Origin of the sequence: Paraburkholderia caribensis (assembly GCF_002902945.1) — a bacterium.
Lineage (GTDB): Bacteria > Pseudomonadota > Gammaproteobacteria > Burkholderiales > Burkholderiaceae > Paraburkholderia > Paraburkholderia caribensis.
In genome coordinates, this window is the sequence record NZ_CP026102.1 from 1,701,062 (window position 1) to 1,717,634 (window position 16,573).

Here is a 16,573-nt window from a genome sequence, read left to right on the forward strand (position 1 = left end):
AATCCCCCCGACAAACCCAAGTGGCAATGGCAGATGAACGCTTTCAAGATTCATTCGAAGGACGAGACAACCGACCAGCTTGGCAAGTGCTACGGCTGTCGAGAGTCAACGCAGGCACCCATTGATATTGCGTTCGCCTTTCAGCCGATTGTCGATGTGAACAGTAGAAGCATCTTTGCTTGTGAGGCGCTCGTGCGCGGTCCCCGCGGCGAGCCTGCCTATTCAGTGCTCTCTCAAATCGACGCCGCGAATCGCTACCAGTTCGACCAGCGATGCCGGCAAGTCGCCATTGCCAGCGCCGCCGCGCTTGGCATGGATTCGCTTTTGTCGATTAACTTCATGCCCAATGCGGTCTATAAGCCAGAAGTCTGCATTCGCAGCACGCTGGACGCGGCTCGGGCGCACGGCTTTCCAATCGAACGCATCGTTTTCGAGACCGTCGAGGGCGAAGATGTGCGCGACCGGGCGCATCTTGTCGATATCTTCAGGGCCTACAAGGAGTTTGGCTTCCAGACAGCGATTGACGACTTCGGTGCGGGTTATTCCGGGCTATCACTACTTGTCGACTTCCAGCCCGACCTCGTCAAGCTCGATATGGCGCTCCTACGTGGCATCGATACGGATACCGTGCGGCAGAAAATTGTCCGGGGCGTCATTACTATCTGCAATGACCTCGGCATTCGTATCATCGCGGAAGGCATCGAAACAAAGGGCGAACGAGATTTCTTCGTCGCACATGGCGTCAGCCTCATGCAGGGTTACTGGTTTGCAAAGCCGGATTTCAATGCCATTCCGAGCATTGACGATTCTGCTTACCAGGGCTAAGACTGGAAATCTTCCCATCTGGCATCATGCCGCAATCCGATGCTTATAGTAAGGATGCACCTTGTCCTCAAGAATCGCGTATTGAGCAGCAAGGTCTTTCGGATTCGGATTGAGCCAGGCCGCGACAAAGGGCTGTAAGCGGGCAGACTCATCTTCCACCTGCACGGCGAGAAGCTCGCCGGCCTGTGGGGACTGAACGAGAGGACTCTTGGTATCCGGCAGAGCATTCCACCGACCGGGTAATTCAGACCCAGCCAGTGAACGCTCTCAGCGAGTCGTCAAGACCGCTTTTGCAGCCCGATTCAAGCCGAAGGCGTGCCATTGCCTTATTGCATTGCCTTGTATCGCTGGGCCTACAGCCGGTTCAGTCAGGCCGCAACTGACCGTTGAGGGCAGGCTGCGGCCACGAATCAGCAACTCGTCACGACTGTTTTTCCAGCTTCACGATGGTCAGCGTGCCGTCGACGTTTTCGACACGCACCTTGACCTTGTCGCCTTCGTGAACGCGTTTGACCATGTCTGCGTCCTTCGCCTTGAACGCCATGGTCATCGGCGGCATGCCGACGTTCTCCAGTGCATCGTGCTTGATGGTGACCATTCCGGTAGCAGCATCAACCTTCTTGACCTCCGCATCCGTCAGTGCATTATTCGAGGTCATCTTCTTGGCCGATAGCTTCGCAGACATGCTCATGCCAGCCATGTCGTCACCTGCGAATGCCGGACCGGCCACAACAGCTACGAAAGCGGCGACAGCAACAATCATCTTCTTCATTGAGTTTCTCCAGTTTGAACAGAGGGCACTTGCGTGCCGGAAGGTACTGCATGAGGAAACCGCGCCTGGTGCCTCACGCGACGGCGCTGCAACAGTAACCAGGCTGCGGGAATAACGAACATCGAAAGGATGGGCGCGGTGACCATGCCGCCGACCATCGGCGCGGCGATGCGCTGCATGACTTCCGAGCCGGCACCGTGACCGACAATGATGGGAATCAGGCCGGCAAGGACAACCGAAGCCGTCATCGCCTTGGGGCGTACGCGCAACACGGCACCTTCGCGGATTGCGTCGAGTAGCGTGGCCTCCGTCATGGGCTCGCCAAGCTCGAGTCGCCGGTTGAGTGCACCCTTCAGGTATAGCAGCATCACGACGCCGAATTCGGCGGCAACGCCGGCAAGCGCAATGAAGCCGACCGATGTCGCAACGGACACCGCGTGACCCAATACCCAGATGAGCCAGAAGCCGCCGACGAGCGCGAACGGCACGGTCGACATCAGCAGAAGTGCGTCAGCCGCGGAACTGAACGTGAGGAAGAGCAGCACGAAAATGACAACCAGCGTGACCGGAATAACGGTGCGCAACTTCGCCGCCGCCCGCTCCAGGTACTCGAACTGTCCCGACCACGCAATCGAATACCCGGGCGGCAACTGGACCTTCTCTGCGACGGCGCGCTGCATTGCCTTCACGGCCGACTGCAGGTCCACGTTGCGAATATCGACGTAGACGTAGCCCGAAAGCCGCGCGTTTTCGCTGCGAATCGACGGCGGCCCATCGGCAATCTGCAGGTTGGCCACATCGCCCAGCTGTATCTGCGCGCCACGGTCGGTCACAACCGGTAACTGACGCAGCCGCTCGAGCGAGTCGCGGACCTCGCGTGGATACCTGATGTTGATGGGAAAGCGCTCCCGTCCCGTAATGACCTCGCCGACATTTTCTCCACCGACCGCCGATGAAACCACAGACTGAACATCGGCCACGGAAAGTCCGTAGCGCGCGGCCGCCTGCCGGTTGATGTCGACGTTGATGTACCGGCCACCATTCACGCGTTCGGCCAGCGCGGACGACACGCCCGGCACATCTTTCACCACTGCCTCAACCTGCGTGGCAATCCGGTCAATCTGCGTAAGGTCAGCGCCGGAGATTTTCACGCCGACGGGCGACTTGATTCCGGTGGAGAGCATGTCCAGACGGTTGCGGATAGGCGGCACCCAGAGATTCGACAGTCCCGGCACTTTCACCGTGCGGTCGAGTTCGTCCCTCAGCTTTTCCGGTGTCATGCCGGGTCGCCACTGGCTGCGTGGTTTGAACACAATCGTGGTTTCAAACATTTCGAGCCCAGGAGCCGGGTCGGTGGCCGTTTCAGCACGCCCCGACTTGCCAAATACTGTGGCGACCTCGGGCACCGTCTTGATGAGCCGGTCGGTCTGCTGCAGCAGTTCAGCGGCTTTCTCGGTCGAGATGCTAGGAAGCGCCGTTGGCATGTACAGGAGGTCACCCTCGTCGAGCTGGGGCAGGAACTCGCCTCCCAGTCGCGACAGCGGAATCGCGGTCAGCACGAGCGCCACGACGGCGAGTCCGATGGCGAACCAGGGACGGCGCAACGTCGCTTCCAGTAACGGCCGATAAAGACGCACCAGTACACGGTTGATGGGATTCGAGGCTTCGTGCGGGATGCGCCCGCGAATCAGATAACCCATTAGCACCGGAACCAACGTCACCGACAGACCGGCAGCGGCCGCAATCGTGTAGGTCTTCGTGAACGCCAGCGGCGAGAACAGTCGGCCCTCCTGTCCTTCCAGCGAAAACACCGGGATAAAGGACAGGGTGATGATGAGCAGCGAGAAGAAAAGCGCCGGCCCGACTTCGGCTGCTGATGTCGCAATCAACTCCCATCGCTGCACGGTCGTAATGGGCTTACCTGGATGCGCGTGCTCGTACGCCTCCAGGTGCTTGTGCGCGTTCTCAATCATCACGATGGCCGCGTCAATCATCGCGCCGATGGCAATCGCAATGCCACCCAGGGACATGATGTTCGCGTTCACGCCCTGATAGCGCATCACGATGAAGGCGGCGAGCACGCCGAGCGGCAGCGACAGGACCGCGACCAACGCGCTGCGCAGATGGAACAGGAAGACGGCGCACACGATTGCGACCACGATGAACTCCTCGATGAGCTTGTCCTTGAGGTTGTCCACCGCGCGTTCGATAAGCTGAGAGCGGTCGTAGGTCGTCACCACTTCGACGCCTTGCGGCAGCGAGCGCTTCAACTCCGCCAGTCTGGCCTTCACCGCTTCAATGGTTGTCAGTGCATTCTTGCCAGAACGCATCACGACGACGCCACCGGCTACCTCGCCCTGGCCATTCAGTTCGGCAATGCCCCGGCGCGGCTCCGGGCCAATCTGGATACGCGCGACATCGCCCAGCAGCACGGGTGTGCCTGCGTCATTCGTTCGCAACACGACATTGCGGAAGTCATCGAGGGAATGCAGATAGCCTGACGAGCGGACCACATACTCAGACTCGGCGAGTTCGACCACCGAGCCGCCGGACTCCTGGTTGGCCTTGCCCAGTGCATCGGCCACCATCCCCTGCGTGATGCCGTAAGCCCGCAGTTTGTCCGGGTCGAGCACGACCTGGTACTGGCGCACCATGCCGCCGATGCTCGCCACCTCCGATACGTCCGGCACGGACTTGAGCTCGAACTTCAGGAACCAGTCGTTAAGTGCCCGAAGCTCCCCGAGGTCGTGCCGACCCGTGCGGTCGACCAATGCGTATTCGTAGACCCAGCCCACGCCGGTAGCGTCCGGACCAAGTGAAACCGTCGCGCCCGGCGGCAAGCGGCTTTGCACCTGGTTAAGGTATTCGAGCACGCGGGAGCGCGCCCAGTACTGGTCGGTCTCGTCGTCGAACAGCACATACACGAATGCGTCACCAAACGACGAGTAGGCGCGAATGGTTTTCGCGCCCGGCACACCGAGCAACGTCGTCGTAAGCGGATACGTGACCTGGTCCTCGATGACCTGAGGCGCCTTGCCCGGATACGACGCCTTGATGATGACCTGCGTATCCGACAAGTCAGGCAACGCATCGAGCGGCGTTTCCTCGAGCGAATATACGCCCCATGCCGTGATGAGCACCGTCGCGAGCAACACCAGAAACCGGTTGTGAATGGACCAGCGGATAAGGCGTGCAATCATTTGGCGCCTCCCATCGGTTCGACCTTCGTCAGCGCGTATCCGTCGTCGGACTTTTTGAAGACGAAGTGCGCCGTCTGGCCGGGCTTCACATCTGCGAATGCATCGGACGCTGGCTTGTTGAATGACATCGTCATCGCGGGCCAGCCGAGCGCCGGCACGGGCTGATGCGAGAACGTGATGTCCGCAGCGGTCACCTTTTCGACCTTGCCGGTAGTCTCATAGCTTTGTGCGGCAGCGGGTGAGGAAGCCGCTTCCGGCGCACTTGCTCCTGTACCACTGCTACCCTCGAGTCTGGGCAGGATGCCCTTCAGGCTAGCTTCCGAGTCAATCAGGAACTGGCCTGACGCAACGACCGTGTCTCCGTCATTCAGGCCGCTGGTGACTTCGGTCAGGTTGCCGACATCATTTCCGACCGTGACGTTCACGGGCTGCAGGTGACCGTCAGCATGCTTGACGATGACGACCGAGCGCTTGCCTGTCGTGATGACGGCTTCAGACGGTACAAGTAGCCGCGAGACCGGCTTCTGCGCCGCGACGCGCACGCGCATCAGCATGCCGGGTGTGAGTTTCAAGGCGGAGTTATCGATTTCCAGACGCGCCTGCAGCGTGCGGCTCGTGGTGCTGATGCCGGGCAGGATTTCGCGAATCTGCCCCTTGAAATGCTGGGTCGCGTCACCGCTGAACGTCGCGTCAACGGTCATACCAGGACGCACGGTCAGCGCCAGGTTCTCGGGAATTTCGACGATGAGCCAGAGCTTCGAAAGCCCCGCGACCTTCGCCAGCGTCTGGCCGGGCAACACCTGCGCACCGTCCCGGACATTCAGTTCACTCACCACGCCCGTCTCGGGCGACGACAGGACAATATGGGTCTGCGCCTTGCCCGTGCGGTCGAGGCTCGCGATGACGCTCTCGGGAATAGACAGCGCCCGCATGCGCGCACGCGACGCTTCCAGCAAACCCATATCCATCCCGCCGCGCTTGAGCGACAGATACTCTTCCTGAGGTGCCAGCCAGTCCGGCACAAAGAGCGATGCAATCGGTGCGCCCTTCGAGATGCGTTGCATCGGAGCGCTCGCGTACAAGCGGTCGATGTAGCCCGTGACGCGCGTCTGCACGACGTCGGCCTGTGATTCATCGAATTGCGTGGTGCCGACGGCGTCGAATCCTTCCGTGGTTTCCTCACGCTGCACGCTCGCGTAGCGGATGCCCAGGTTTTGCTGGAGCCCCGGGTCTATCCTGACGCCGGTCGAGCTGCCACCTTCATCCGCGTACACGGGCTCGAGCTGCATGTCCATGAAAGGTGACTTGCCTGGTTTGTCGAAGTGCTGGTTGGGCACCATCGGGTCGTGCCAGTACAGCACCTTCTTGCCAGTCTTCGGGTCGACCTGGTCGCCCGACGCAGTGCCCGCAGCAGGATTCATGGATGTGGCCATATCAGTCGTCGAGGCGTGATGGGTGCCCGCGAAGTAGCCTGCACCGAGCAATGCCGCGCCGGCAAATACCAGTAGAACGGCGCGGACCAGTGGTTTATTCATCATCGTTCTCTCCTTCACTGGCCAGCGGCCATCGTCGATGGCACAACCTGGTACTCGAGCTGTGCCCAGGTCTGGGAAACATCGCGCCTGAGGTCGAGCACCTGAAGTTGCGCATCAAGCTGCGCGCGACGTGCCGCGAACGTATCGGCAAGCGAGCCTGTCCCTGACCGATAGGCAGCGTTCGCAAGCTGCACGCGCTGGTCGGCCGCGGGCAGCAGCGATTGGCTGAGATTGGCAATACGTTCGCGGCCGCTGGCGAGAGTAGCTGACTGGGCCTGAATATCCGCTTCAACCTGACGCTGCGTGTCCTCGTACAGCAGGCGCGCCTTGGTGGCGAGCTCCGACTTCTCGGCGGCGTCGCGGTTCTGGCGGTTTTTGCGGTTGATGGGCAGCGGGATGCTTACGCCAACCGACACCATGTTCGAGTACGCACCACCGCGTTGCTGGTAGGCAACCTCCCACGTCCAGTTGGGACTGCGCTCACTGTTTGCGACCGCCGTGTCGGCGTCGGCAACCGCGATGTCGTCGGCTGCGGCTACCAGCGTAGGCTGGACCTGCTTCAGTTCCTCGGGAGGCAGCGACGACACGAACGACGCCGGCGCAGGCGGCTCACCTGTGACGTCGGAAACGGGTGTCGCGGTCCAGCGCGAAAGCGCAATGAGGGCAGTCTTGTACGTCTGCTCGGCCTTGAGCACCTGGTCCTGCGTCTGCGCGAGCATCGCCTGACCCTGCACGACATCGGCGGCAGTCGCCTTCGCGCCCCGGTACGAGGCTTTCGTGGCGGCGAGTTCGTGGTTCATGTGCTCCAGCAGTTCCTGCTGGAGCGAGACGGCCTTCTTTGCATAGATGGCGTTAAGCCATGCACCGGCCGTCTGCTGACGCACGTTGGCGAGTTGCAGCAGATAGCCGTCGTGTCCACGATCGACCATCTGGTTAGCCAGTGTCGAGCGCAATTGCCGCTTCTCTCCCGAGACCCATTCCTGCTCGATACCAATGCGGCGCATCGTCATGAAGTCCTGGCCGATGGTGAATTTCTGCGGCCCGGTGACGGGCAGATTGTCAACACCTGCCTTGAGTGTCGGGTCTGGTAACTGGCCGGCCTTGACGGCGGCCTCCGAACTGGCGCGTTCCGATGCCTGTGCCGCCTGCATCGCAGCCGAGCGGTCGGTTGCGGACTGCAATGCGGCCTCAAGCGTGAAGGACGCGTTCTGGGAGTGCGCGGCGGCACTCGCGAGTATCAGCGCGACGACGGGCAAGCGCGCGCGCAGTGATGCACGCCGGCGCGGCGTGCCGATAGTTTTTGGTTGCATGTTCTAACCCTAACGGCGGAGACCCAATAGGGAATCCACGTCCTGGACGCAGGACGACCTCGCCGCAGATGCGGCGAACCAGTCAGACGAGGGTTAGATTGCTCTGGGAGGTCGCCAGAGGCCGCCCGGCTCGCGGCAAGCGAAGCACTCGGCGTAGTCAAAGACGACCTGATTGCTGACAGCCATGGGGTGACTGACGGTCGCCTGCGCAGGTGGGTAGTAGATGCTGGCGAACTGACACTGGGCCGTTATCTTGCATAAAACGCCCTTGGCCTTGCCCGCCGTCGGTGACTTCATCATGTTGCAGCCCGGCATGTCGACGGACATGGCGCCGTCGTCGTCATGCATGGACGCCGACTGCTGCATCGGACATTCGCCTGCCAAGCCGGTGGCTGCCAGCCCGCTCAGGGGCAGCATCGCACACAGCAGCAGCAGGAAAATGGTCCGGAGAATCTTCATGGCGTCAATCGTAGCGAATGCATTCTATCCTGGTTGCCCGGATATTTCCGTGGTGTTCCCTGGGCGAAATAATCGCGGGTCAGAGCATCGTAAAAAAGGGACCCGGCTTTACGCACGGGTCCCGTGAAAGACGGTCAAGCCTCACGTCGGTAAAGGAGCCCGCCTTCATCGACCGTCGGCGACGACCATCTGCGTGGACGTTGCGCGCATGAATGCATTGCGGCTTACATGGTCCCTGGCAGAGGACTCGAGACGAGAACCGCAGCGGCGACAAGCACGCCCGCCAGGACAACTGACTCCACATGCAGAACAGTGGCAAACCGTTTCAGCCGTCGGGCGATGCCTTCCGTGTGTCCTTCCCTCAACGAGGCAAGCAACTGCGGCATCTCGAAGAACCGGTTATGTCCGCCAAGCGCGGCAGCAATCAGCACGAGCGCGAATTTGAGCAGCAGCACTTGGCCGTACGCCGACGTCACAAGGCTCTCGGGTGCATTCACACCACGCCAGCCGTTGTATGCGCCGGTAATAAAGAGGACGACCAGCGCGAGGGTGGCAGCGTCAGAGAGTGATTGGACGAACGCAGCACTGTTCGCCCGCTCCGGGACGGGTGCACTGAATATGCGTGGCAAAACCACATACGTTGTCACGAGGACAAGTCCTACCCATACGCTGATAGCGAGCAGGTGTACCCAGTCGACCCACACTGGAAGGCTCAATACACCCGCATCGACGGGGTGGCCTGCGTGGCTGCGTGACATTGCAACACCGGCGAGCGCGAGCCAGATTGCCGGCTTGAAGCGTATCTGACGTCCCGACTGCACGAGCGATAGAATCATCATCACCAGCATCAAACCTGCGCCCGCCAGCCATGCATGGCCAAAGCCAGTTTCCACCAGCATCGAGCGGACGGCTGGGCCTGCCTCCCCGAGCGTTGATTCGCTCATCAGCGCGCAATGAATCCAGAAGGCGATTGCACTAGAGACAAGCACAGTGAGCGAACCGATGCGCAGGGTGAGCAGCAAGTGCCAGCTGACTCTGGTCTGCCAACGCGATGTGCCGCGAGACAGCCACGTGTCGCTCAGCAACGCTCCCACCAGAACAGCAAAGCTGATGTTCTGGAGCGCCACGAATGCAAGCCGCAAGACGCCGAGGAAACCGTCATTCATCACTTCACCGCAAACGTGTAGGTGCCTTTCGTCTTATGGGCGTCATGCGTCATGACAGTCCATTGCACCGTGTACGAGCCGGAGGCGAGCTTCGGAATCGCGACCGTAAGCACGCGCGGGTTCGAGGAATCGACTTTGGCTTTTTCTTTGGTCGCGGATGCGCCGGATGCATCGACAACCTTAATCGTGCTGAACGACGATTCGAGGTCCTCGTTGAAGGTCAGATTGAGTGACTGTGGTGACGTATCGACCGTGCTGCCCGCCGCCGGTGTCGCGCTTTCAAGTTTGCCGTGCGCAAATACGAGCACAGGTGAAAGTATGAAAGCAGTGGTTGCCACTGCACGAACAGAAAGTCTGCGCATTTTGGTGTTCATGACTGTTGCCTCCCTGAGAATGAATCGTGACGCTCTGCCGTTGTACGGCGGATGTCCCTTTGTACTCACTGCTTCTGCAGCTTCGTCACGGTGAGCGCGCCATCAACTTCTTCTGCGACGAAGTCAATCTTGTCGCCGACCTTCACTTGCGACAGCATGGCCGGGTCCTTGACCTTGAACACCATCGTCATCGCTTCCATATCGAGGTTCTCGAGTGGCCCGTGCTTGATGGTCAGCTTACCGGCGGCGTTGTCCACTTTCTTGACCTCGCCGTGCGACATGCTGCTCTTCGCGTTTGCCCCCTGTTGCGCACCGCTTGCCGGTGTCGTGTTGCCCGTGTCACCGGCCGCATATGCAGTTGCCGAGACGGCCATGGCACAACCCAGCACAATCGAAACAATCGCATTCTTCATCACGCTCTCTCCTGCAGTTGAAGTAACAAACCCGGCTGGCGTCATGTCCAGCCTTCTATGAAATCAGCTATCGGGCAGTTCACCCGTGTACTCGTATGCCACGGTCCCCTTCGGATGTTTGAACCAGCCCGGGTCGCGGTAATCGTTGCGACCGAGTCCTTCACGCACTTTGACGACAGTGAACATGCCGCCCATTTCCAACGCACCAAATGGCCCGGTACCCGTCATCATCGGCAGTGTGTTGTCCGGTAGCGGCATCTCCATCTCACCCATCGAACCGCCGGAACTGCCCATCGCCATGTAGTCCGGCACAAGTTTGTTGATACGTTTCGCCAGGTCTTTCTGCGGTACGCCAATGAGGTTCGGAACCTGATGCCCCATCGCATTCATCGTGTGATGCGACTTGTGGCAGTGAAACGCCCAGTCACCGGGCCGGTTTGCCGTGAACTCGATGGCGCGCATCTGACCGACTGCAACATCGGCGGTCACTTCCGGCCAGCGAGCAGAAGGAGGAATCCATCCACCGTCAGTTCCGGCGACCTCGAAGCTGTACCCGTGAAGATGGATGGGGTGGTTGGTCATCGTCAGATTGCCGAAGCGGATGCGCACTCGGTCTCCTGCGCGTACCGGCAGCGGGTCGACGCCAGGAAAGACCCGCGCATTCCACGTCCACATGTTGAAGTCCGTCATTTCGTTGACGCGCGGAGTGAAGCTCCCCGGGTCGATGTCGTAAGCGGACATCAGGAACACGAAGTCGCGGTCCACCTGCATGACGCTGCGGTCCTTCGGGTGCACGATGAACGTGCCCATCATCCCCATGGCCATCTGCACCATCTCGTCGGCATGCGGGTGATACATGAAAGTGCCGTGCTTCTCGAGCTGGAACTCATAGACGAACGTCTTGCCGGGCGGGATGTGCGGTTGCGTAAGACCGCCAACGCCGTCCATCCCGGACGGCACGAGCATCCCGTGCCAGTGAACGGTGGTGTGTTCAGGCAGTTTGTTGGTCACGAAGATACGAACCTTGTCACCTTCGACCGCCTCGATGGTCGGGCCAGGTGCCTGGCCGTTATAGCCCCAGAGATTTGCCTTCATGCCTGGTGCCATTTCGCGAACGACCGGCTCGGCGATGAGGTGGAACTCCTTCCAGCCGTTCTTCATCCGCCAGGGCAGTGTCCATCCGTTAAGCGTGGCCACCGGCGTATAGGGGCGACCATTGGGAGGAACAAGCGGCGGCTGCGTCGCCGTTTTTTCCATGATTGGCGCTTCTGGCAGTGAAGCCGCTCCAGCCTTGCTGACCAACGCCGCACCGAGGAGCGCCGCGCCTGAGCCGCCGAGAAAATTTCGACGTGAAACCATGTTCATTTACCTTCTGAATTCATCGGCGACGCGGGCTGCGTCGCAGGAGCGGGCAACGGCGAGTCCTGCATCGGAGCCGCTGCTGGTTGCGCGGCAGGAGCCGGCGCTTCAGCGCCGCGCAGTATGTCGGGCGCTTGCGCAATGGCAAGCCGCGGAAGCCGGCCACCCAGCGACTGTTGAAGGTCCGTCTCCGCAAGCCAGTAGTCTTTCAGCGCGTCGATGTATCCGTTAACGGCCGCGACCTGGTCGCGCGAATCGGCGAGCAGTTCGAATACGCTTGTCAGCATGCCGTTGTAGCGCAGCAGCATTTCATCCGAGATGGTCTTGCGCACAGGCACGACTTCATCGCGGTAGTGCCTGGCAACGTCGTAGCTCGTCACGTACGCGGAGTACGACTCGCGAACCTCGGAACGTGCATCAATCGCCGTCTGGGCAAGCCGGTTCGCCGACTGCATGTAGATAGCTTCGGCCCGTGCGACTTTCGCGCTGCCCCAATCGAAGATGGGAATATCGACGCTGATTTCGTACCCGTGCTCGTGCCCCTTGTCAGTCTCGAAGTTGTCGAGATAACCAACGTCCAGCGCATTGATGAACCGGGTTGCCTTGCTCAGACCCAGCGAAGTTGCAACGCCTTGTGTTCTCAGCTTCGCCGCCTGAATATCGAGGCGGTTTTGCATCGCAAAGCTCTCGACGTCATTCAGTTGAGGCCTGTCCTTCGGCACGTCAGGCAGACGGTCCTGCAGCTTGTACTGGGTTCCTGCGCCCCACAAGCCCATCGTGCGTGTGAGCTTCTCCCGGGCTACGACCGATTGCTGTCGGGCCTTGGCCAGTTGCGCGACCGACTCAGCGTAAAAAGCCTGCTCGCGCGCATAGTCGAGCTTGCTGAAACTGCCGGCCTGACGCATGCGCAACGCGAGTTCTGCCCCAGCTTCGGCCGAGTCCTTGACCTCGGCGGCGTAAAGGGCGGACTGCTCTGCAGCTACCGCGTTGACGTAGGCCTTTCGGGCGTCAGCAGCGACGATGAGCATCGCGTTGGCAGTCTCGAGCTTCGTCTGTTCAAACCGCCGACTCTCGATGCGGGTCGCCACCGGCAGAGTGAGCACCCCCAATACGCCCATCGAGAAGGTCCGGCTGATGCTGATGCCATCGCTCCAGTGCGTCCGACTGAACGTAAATCCGGGATTGGGCAGACGACCCGCCTGCACGAGGTCGGCCTCGGAGATGCCGAGTTCGGCGTACGATGCCTGGAGTCCCCGGTTGTTCAGCAGCGCGACCTGAACGGCATCGTCCATACCGAGCGGCTTCGACAGCAGTTCCTGAGTGCGCTTGAAAACGGCTTCACGGTCTTCGTCGGTTTTGACGTAGACCGCATCCTTGCCAAGCCGCTCAGACGCGGTAGTCGATACGGCGTTGAATCCCCCGTCCTTGGAGAACGTCGTGCAGCCGGCGAGGAGTGTTGTCGCGAAAGCGATGCATGCCAAGCGGTTAGGAGCGAGGTATCGAATCATTTCGACTCACCTCCGTGCTCGTGCCCGCCCTTCCCCTCTTGTGGCGATTCGGCTTGTTGACCGTGCTTCGTTCCAGTCTTCCGTTGACCGGGCGCGACAGCGCGATTCAGCTGTTGCCAGCCGGGTGTTTCCCCGTCCTGCCAGGATTTGTAGCCGTCAAACGCTGACTGCACGGTGACAGCCGGAACCGATGCCCCGGCATCTGTCGGGTCGGGCAAAGCAGCGTGCGCGAGCAACGGCAACACTGCGCCCGCGCCGATAAGCGCCGCAGATATTGTTCGCATGAATTTTTCTCGTCGTGAACCATCCGGAGACCATGACGGGCTCCAGAAAGACCTTCCGGTCGCAGCCAATGGCCGCGACTGCGTGGATTAGACGAGAATGGACCGAGGAGGACGTTCAATGCCGCCGGTCAGGAACAACGCGACGCCGGCGTCTGCAGGCATTGAGACAGAGAAATGAGTCAGGTCAGTCGAAGCGGAAACCGCAGAGACGGCCGGTAACGCTGCACCGACACAGCAGGATGCGCAGGTGAGGCACGCGTGAGCGTGGTGGCCGCCGTTATGGTCGTGGCCGTTATGGTCGTGGCCGTCGTGGTCATCAACGTCCGCCACGACCTCATGTTCGTCCATCGGCCCAGATTGGCCGAGATGGCGAGTAGCAGATTCGTTACCGGCCACTTCCGAAGGAGCACAAACCATCGAGACGGCCGCGAACGACTGAACCGGAAGGCTCAGTGCCAGCAGCACGACGAGAAAGAGTTTGCGCCAGTAGGACATGGGTGCAAAGTTTAGCACGGGGTCAAGGCCACTGTAAGCGCGCCAACGTGTCAGTGTGTAACGGCAAAAAGGCTGAGTTGGGGTAGTTTCACTCCCGCGTGAGGTTGGCGGGTCAGATGAATCCACGTGTTCGCGAAGGCATCCACGGCGTTGCCATGTCGGACCGGCGATTTCGCCCCCCCATTGACCTTCCCACCATGGGAAGGTGCATTCTGTACAGGTTGCCAGTTACAAGGAGCCGGAAAAATGGAATTCAACGTGCCCGATATGTCATGCGGCGGATGTGCGAGCGCCGTAAGCAGGGCGATAACAAACCTGGACTCGGCTGCCAAAGTCGAAATTGATGTCGCAGCAAAAACGGTGAAGGTCGGGTCAGCGCTGACGCAGGGGCAGATTGCCTCTGCAATTGAGGCGGCCGGTTTCCATCCGACGGCAACCACGTCTTAAGCGCGGGGAGATGGTGGCATGCGGACTGTATTAGCAGCGCTGGTTTTCGTGTTGACGGTTCAGGCACCCGCGCGGGCGGAAAACGTCATTGTTCTGAATTCCGGCGACGCGAGCGTGAGCCTTATCGATGAGGTAAGCCAGAAAGTAGTCGACACGATTCCCGTTGGAAAGGAACCCCATCATCTGATGGCGACGCCTGACAACCAGTCCCTGATAGTGGCTAACTCGGTCGGCAACAACCTCGTCTTCCTGGACCCAAGAAGCGGTAAGGTCCAGCGATGGCTGTCCGATATTGAAGACCCGTACCAGCTCGGCTTTTCAAACGACCGAAAATGGTTTGTTACCAATGGGTTGCGGCTCGACCGCGTGGACATCTATCACTACGACGGCAAGGACTTTTCCCTCGCCAAACGGGTGCCACTTTCGGCGATGCCGAGCCACATGACTTTCACCTCCGACAGCAAAATCGTCTTCGTGACGCTGCAGGAATCTGGTGAAGTCGCGGCGATTGACCTGGCGACCCAATCCGTACTGTGGAAGATGCCGGTCGGAAGGGCTCCAGCCGGGCTCTGGCTCACTTCCGGCGACAAATATCTCCTGGTGGGCATGACGGGTGCTGACTATGTTGCCGTTGTCGACTGGCGTGTACGCAAAGTCGTAAAAACCATTCACACGGACAAAGGGGCGCACAACTTCCGGTCTCTTGCCGATGGCCAACATGTGCTCGTGACAAACCGCGTCGGTAACACCATCAGCATCCTTGACCAGAACACCTTGATGAACGTCGGAACCATCACTGGATTGCTGCCAGGACCAGACGACATGGAACTGACCCCAGACCGGCAATATCTGTGGGTCACGTTCCGCTTTACCCGCTACGTGGGCGTCATTGACATGAAGACGCTGAAACTCGTCAACACCATCAAGGTCGGGAAGTCACCCCACGGTATCTACTTCTACAATCGCGCGCCATTGTTATAGGAGCACAAATCTGGGAGGTCGCGATGGACATTCACAGCGAACTGGGTCAAGCCCTGTCGTGGCAACAACATTGAAAACAAGGAGGTGAACATGCAAGCGCGAATTTCAATCAGGTCACTAGCCGTTTGTGCCGCATTGATGCTCGGTCTCACGGCTGGCCCCGCAAGTGCCCAGCAAGGAGCGTCCATGCCAGGCATGGCCATGAGCAGTTCTTCTGACGCTGACTCATCCGGCTCAACGCCGGCATTCAAGGCTGCAGACCAGAAAATGATGCAGAAGATGCAGGCACCGGCTTATACCGGTGATGCCGACAAGGACTTCGTCGCGCATATGATTCCCCACCATCAAGGCGCTATCGACATGGCTGAGGTAGAACTCAAGTACGGTAAGGACCCTGAGATGAAAAAGCTGGCACGAAGTATCGTCAAGGCCCAGAAAGAAGAAATCGCCCTGATGCAGCGATGGCAGGCCAAACACGGCAGCAAGTAAGCAACGTGTCCAGAGGTGAGCGGCGCACTCGAATGGCGATATCCCTTTGCTACATGGCAAAGCGGATGAAATCTAAGCTGTGACGCAAGGAAATATGCATCACGGCGTTCGCTAGAAAAGTGGAAAGCGCGACGACCCACAATACAGAGGACCCTTGCCTGTCGCGGTCACGGAGATGATGGGCAACAGACAGAAACGCAATCCAGGCGATACCGAGACTGAGGCCAGCCAGGACGTCCGAAAACCAATGGACACCAAGGTATATGCGGGAAAAAGATATCAGCGCTATTAGCGAGCCGCTTGCCACGGCAATCCTAAGTTGCGTATCTCTTTGATGACCTCGGCACACGAGATAAGCGAGGAAGCCATAAACGACGATACTCAATGTGGCGTGGCTGCTGGGGAACGAAAACCTCTCAATGCCATCGTAGATTGATACCGGCCGTAGCCTCTGAACGGCGAATTTGAGCATCTTGACGAATGCCTCCGCCGTCACCACAGCCGCAATCCAATAGCCTGCGGTGCGCCATTCGCGCCGATATACCAGCACGAGAAGCACGGCCACAGACACGGGTAGCGTTACGGCGGCATCGCCAAGCTCCGAGACCGCCACCACTATGTGGTCGACAAAGGGAAAGCGAAGTCTCTGCAGTCCGTCATGAAGCACCCCGTCGACGGTGACCAGGGGGTCCTTGCTAAGGATGTCTTCCAGGATGCCCAGAAACAGCCAGATACCGCCAAGTACCAGAACGACGGCCACCATCAACCTCGCGAAGCCGGTACGGCGAAGTACAAGTCGCCACCCCGGTCGGTCGCTGTCCTCTGCTTCGGGCTCTATGTGCGAACACCGTCGCAACAACTTGCCGGATAGGCTGCTCAGCAACTCCATCGATAACCTACAAATTGGTAAAGAATTAGATAGCCAGTCGCGCTGCTAGCACCTGGCTTCCACGTCC

Annotated in this window: 16 protein-coding genes; 4 read left to right on the forward strand and 12 right to left on the reverse strand. The window is 59.8% G+C overall.

Translation table 11 applies throughout. The features are described 5' to 3' along the window. The first annotated feature begins 33 nt into the window (after positions 1–33). Entirely contained in the window at positions 34–825 is a 792-nt protein-coding gene (locus tag C2L66_RS24085) for an EAL domain-containing protein (RefSeq protein WP_054935115.1), read from the forward strand. 421 nt (positions 826–1,246) lie between these two features. On the opposite strand, the gene C2L66_RS24090 is transcribed toward C2L66_RS24085, so the two are convergent. From C2L66_RS24090 to C2L66_RS24145, 11 genes are all read right to left on the reverse strand, one after another. Then, positions 1,247–1,597, reverse strand: coding sequence for a copper-binding protein (locus C2L66_RS24090; protein ID WP_054935116.1), 351 nt, complete (start codon positions 1,595–1,597; stop codon positions 1,247–1,249). After that, positions 1,594–4,797, reverse strand: coding sequence for an efflux RND transporter permease subunit (locus tag C2L66_RS24095; RefSeq protein WP_060606182.1), 3,204 nt, complete (start codon positions 4,795–4,797; stop codon positions 1,594–1,596). The genes C2L66_RS24090 and C2L66_RS24095 overlap by 4 nt, the downstream gene beginning before the upstream one ends. Then, positions 4,794–6,335, reverse strand: a complete 1,542-nt coding sequence (locus C2L66_RS24100; RefSeq protein WP_060606179.1) for an efflux RND transporter periplasmic adaptor subunit — start codon at positions 6,333–6,335, stop codon at positions 4,794–4,796. Before C2L66_RS24100 ends, C2L66_RS24095 begins: the two co-directional genes overlap by 4 nt. A gap of 11 nt (positions 6,336–6,346) precedes the next feature. Further along, complete coding sequence (locus C2L66_RS24105) at positions 6,347–7,642, reverse strand: TolC family protein (protein ID WP_060606176.1); 1,296 nt, start codon at positions 7,640–7,642, stop codon at positions 6,347–6,349. A gap of 93 nt (positions 7,643–7,735) precedes the next feature. Beyond that, entirely contained in the window at positions 7,736–8,101 is a 366-nt protein-coding gene (locus C2L66_RS24110) for a hypothetical protein (protein ID WP_060606173.1), read from the reverse strand. A gap of 224 nt (positions 8,102–8,325) precedes the next feature. Next, positions 8,326–9,267 (reverse strand): copper resistance D family protein, encoded by a 942-nt coding sequence (locus tag C2L66_RS24115; RefSeq protein ID WP_054935121.1) that lies wholly within the window; start codon positions 9,265–9,267, stop codon positions 8,326–8,328. Beyond that, positions 9,267–9,641 (reverse strand): copper homeostasis periplasmic binding protein CopC, encoded by a 375-nt coding sequence (copC, locus tag C2L66_RS24120; protein ID WP_060606170.1) that lies wholly within the window; start codon positions 9,639–9,641, stop codon positions 9,267–9,269. The genes C2L66_RS24115 and copC overlap by 1 nt, the downstream gene beginning before the upstream one ends. A gap of 65 nt (positions 9,642–9,706) precedes the next feature. After that, positions 9,707–10,054: a copper-binding protein gene (locus tag C2L66_RS24125; protein ID WP_054935123.1), complete on the reverse strand. Its 348-nt coding sequence runs from the start codon at positions 10,052–10,054 to the stop codon at positions 9,707–9,709. Between the two features lie 63 nt (positions 10,055–10,117). Beyond that, positions 10,118–11,413 (reverse strand): copper oxidase, encoded by a 1,296-nt coding sequence (locus C2L66_RS24130; protein ID WP_060606167.1) that lies wholly within the window; start codon positions 11,411–11,413, stop codon positions 10,118–10,120. A 2-nt stretch (positions 11,414–11,415) separates the two neighbouring features. Next, on the reverse strand, positions 11,416–12,921 hold the full coding sequence (locus tag C2L66_RS24135; protein WP_060606163.1) for a TolC family protein: 1,506 nt from the start codon (positions 12,919–12,921) through the stop codon (positions 11,416–11,418). Between the two features lie 371 nt (positions 12,922–13,292). Then, positions 13,293–13,700, reverse strand: a complete 408-nt coding sequence (locus C2L66_RS24145) for a hypothetical protein (protein WP_060606161.1) — start codon at positions 13,698–13,700, stop codon at positions 13,293–13,295. 246 nt (positions 13,701–13,946) lie between these two features. Here C2L66_RS24145 and C2L66_RS24150 point away from each other — a divergent pair, with 246 nt between their 5' ends. From C2L66_RS24150 to copM, 3 genes are all read left to right on the forward strand, one after another. Next, complete coding sequence (locus tag C2L66_RS24150; RefSeq protein WP_082434077.1) at positions 13,947–14,147, forward strand: heavy-metal-associated domain-containing protein; 201 nt, start codon at positions 13,947–13,949, stop codon at positions 14,145–14,147. An 18-nt stretch (positions 14,148–14,165) separates the two neighbouring features. Continuing rightward, positions 14,166–15,128 (forward strand): YVTN family beta-propeller repeat protein, encoded by a 963-nt coding sequence (locus C2L66_RS24155; RefSeq protein ID WP_060606158.1) that lies wholly within the window; start codon positions 14,166–14,168, stop codon positions 15,126–15,128. 138 nt (positions 15,129–15,266) lie between these two features. Beyond that, complete coding sequence (gene copM, locus C2L66_RS24160; protein WP_409372642.1) at positions 15,267–15,617, forward strand: CopM family metallochaperone; 351 nt, start codon at positions 15,267–15,269, stop codon at positions 15,615–15,617. Positions 15,618–15,666: 49 nt separating this feature from the next. Here the strand turns inward: copM and C2L66_RS24165 are convergent, their stop codons facing one another. Next, complete coding sequence (locus C2L66_RS24165; protein WP_060607239.1) at positions 15,667–16,380, reverse strand: phosphatase PAP2 family protein; 714 nt, start codon at positions 16,378–16,380, stop codon at positions 15,667–15,669. Between the last annotated feature and the right edge of the window lie 193 nt (positions 16,381–16,573).

Coding starts and splice junctions, on each gene's coding strand:
- C2L66_RS24085 (WP_054935115.1), top strand. CDS start 34: ATGAACGCTTTCAAGATTCATTCGAAGGACGAGACAACCGACCAGCTT.
- C2L66_RS24090 (WP_054935116.1), bottom strand. CDS start 1,597: ATGAAGAAGATGATTGTTGCTGTCGCCGCTTTCGTAGCTGTTGTGGCC.
- C2L66_RS24095 (WP_060606182.1), bottom strand. CDS start 4,797: ATGATTGCACGCCTTATCCGCTGGTCCATTCACAACCGGTTTCTGGTG.
- C2L66_RS24100 (WP_060606179.1), bottom strand. CDS start 6,335: ATGATGAATAAACCACTGGTCCGCGCCGTTCTACTGGTATTTGCCGGC.
- C2L66_RS24105 (WP_060606176.1), bottom strand. CDS start 7,642: ATGCAACCAAAAACTATCGGCACGCCGCGCCGGCGTGCATCACTGCGC.
- C2L66_RS24110 (WP_060606173.1), bottom strand. CDS start 8,101: ATGAAGATTCTCCGGACCATTTTCCTGCTGCTGCTGTGTGCGATGCTG.
- C2L66_RS24115 (WP_054935121.1), bottom strand. CDS start 9,267: ATGAATGACGGTTTCCTCGGCGTCTTGCGGCTTGCATTCGTGGCGCTC.
- copC (WP_060606170.1), bottom strand. CDS start 9,641: ATGAACACCAAAATGCGCAGACTTTCTGTTCGTGCAGTGGCAACCACT.
- C2L66_RS24125 (WP_054935123.1), bottom strand. CDS start 10,054: ATGAAGAATGCGATTGTTTCGATTGTGCTGGGTTGTGCCATGGCCGTC.
- C2L66_RS24130 (WP_060606167.1), bottom strand. CDS start 11,413: ATGGTTTCACGTCGAAATTTTCTCGGCGGCTCAGGCGCGGCGCTCCTC.
- C2L66_RS24135 (WP_060606163.1), bottom strand. CDS start 12,921: ATGATTCGATACCTCGCTCCTAACCGCTTGGCATGCATCGCTTTCGCG.
- C2L66_RS24145 (WP_060606161.1), bottom strand. CDS start 13,700: ATGTCCTACTGGCGCAAACTCTTTCTCGTCGTGCTGCTGGCACTGAGC.
- C2L66_RS24150 (WP_082434077.1), top strand. CDS start 13,947: ATGGAATTCAACGTGCCCGATATGTCATGCGGCGGATGTGCGAGCGCC.
- C2L66_RS24155 (WP_060606158.1), top strand. CDS start 14,166: ATGCGGACTGTATTAGCAGCGCTGGTTTTCGTGTTGACGGTTCAGGCA.
- copM (WP_409372642.1), top strand. CDS start 15,267: ATGCTCGGTCTCACGGCTGGCCCCGCAAGTGCCCAGCAAGGAGCGTCC.
- C2L66_RS24165 (WP_060607239.1), bottom strand. CDS start 16,380: ATGGTGGCCGTCGTTCTGGTACTTGGCGGTATCTGGCTGTTTCTGGGC.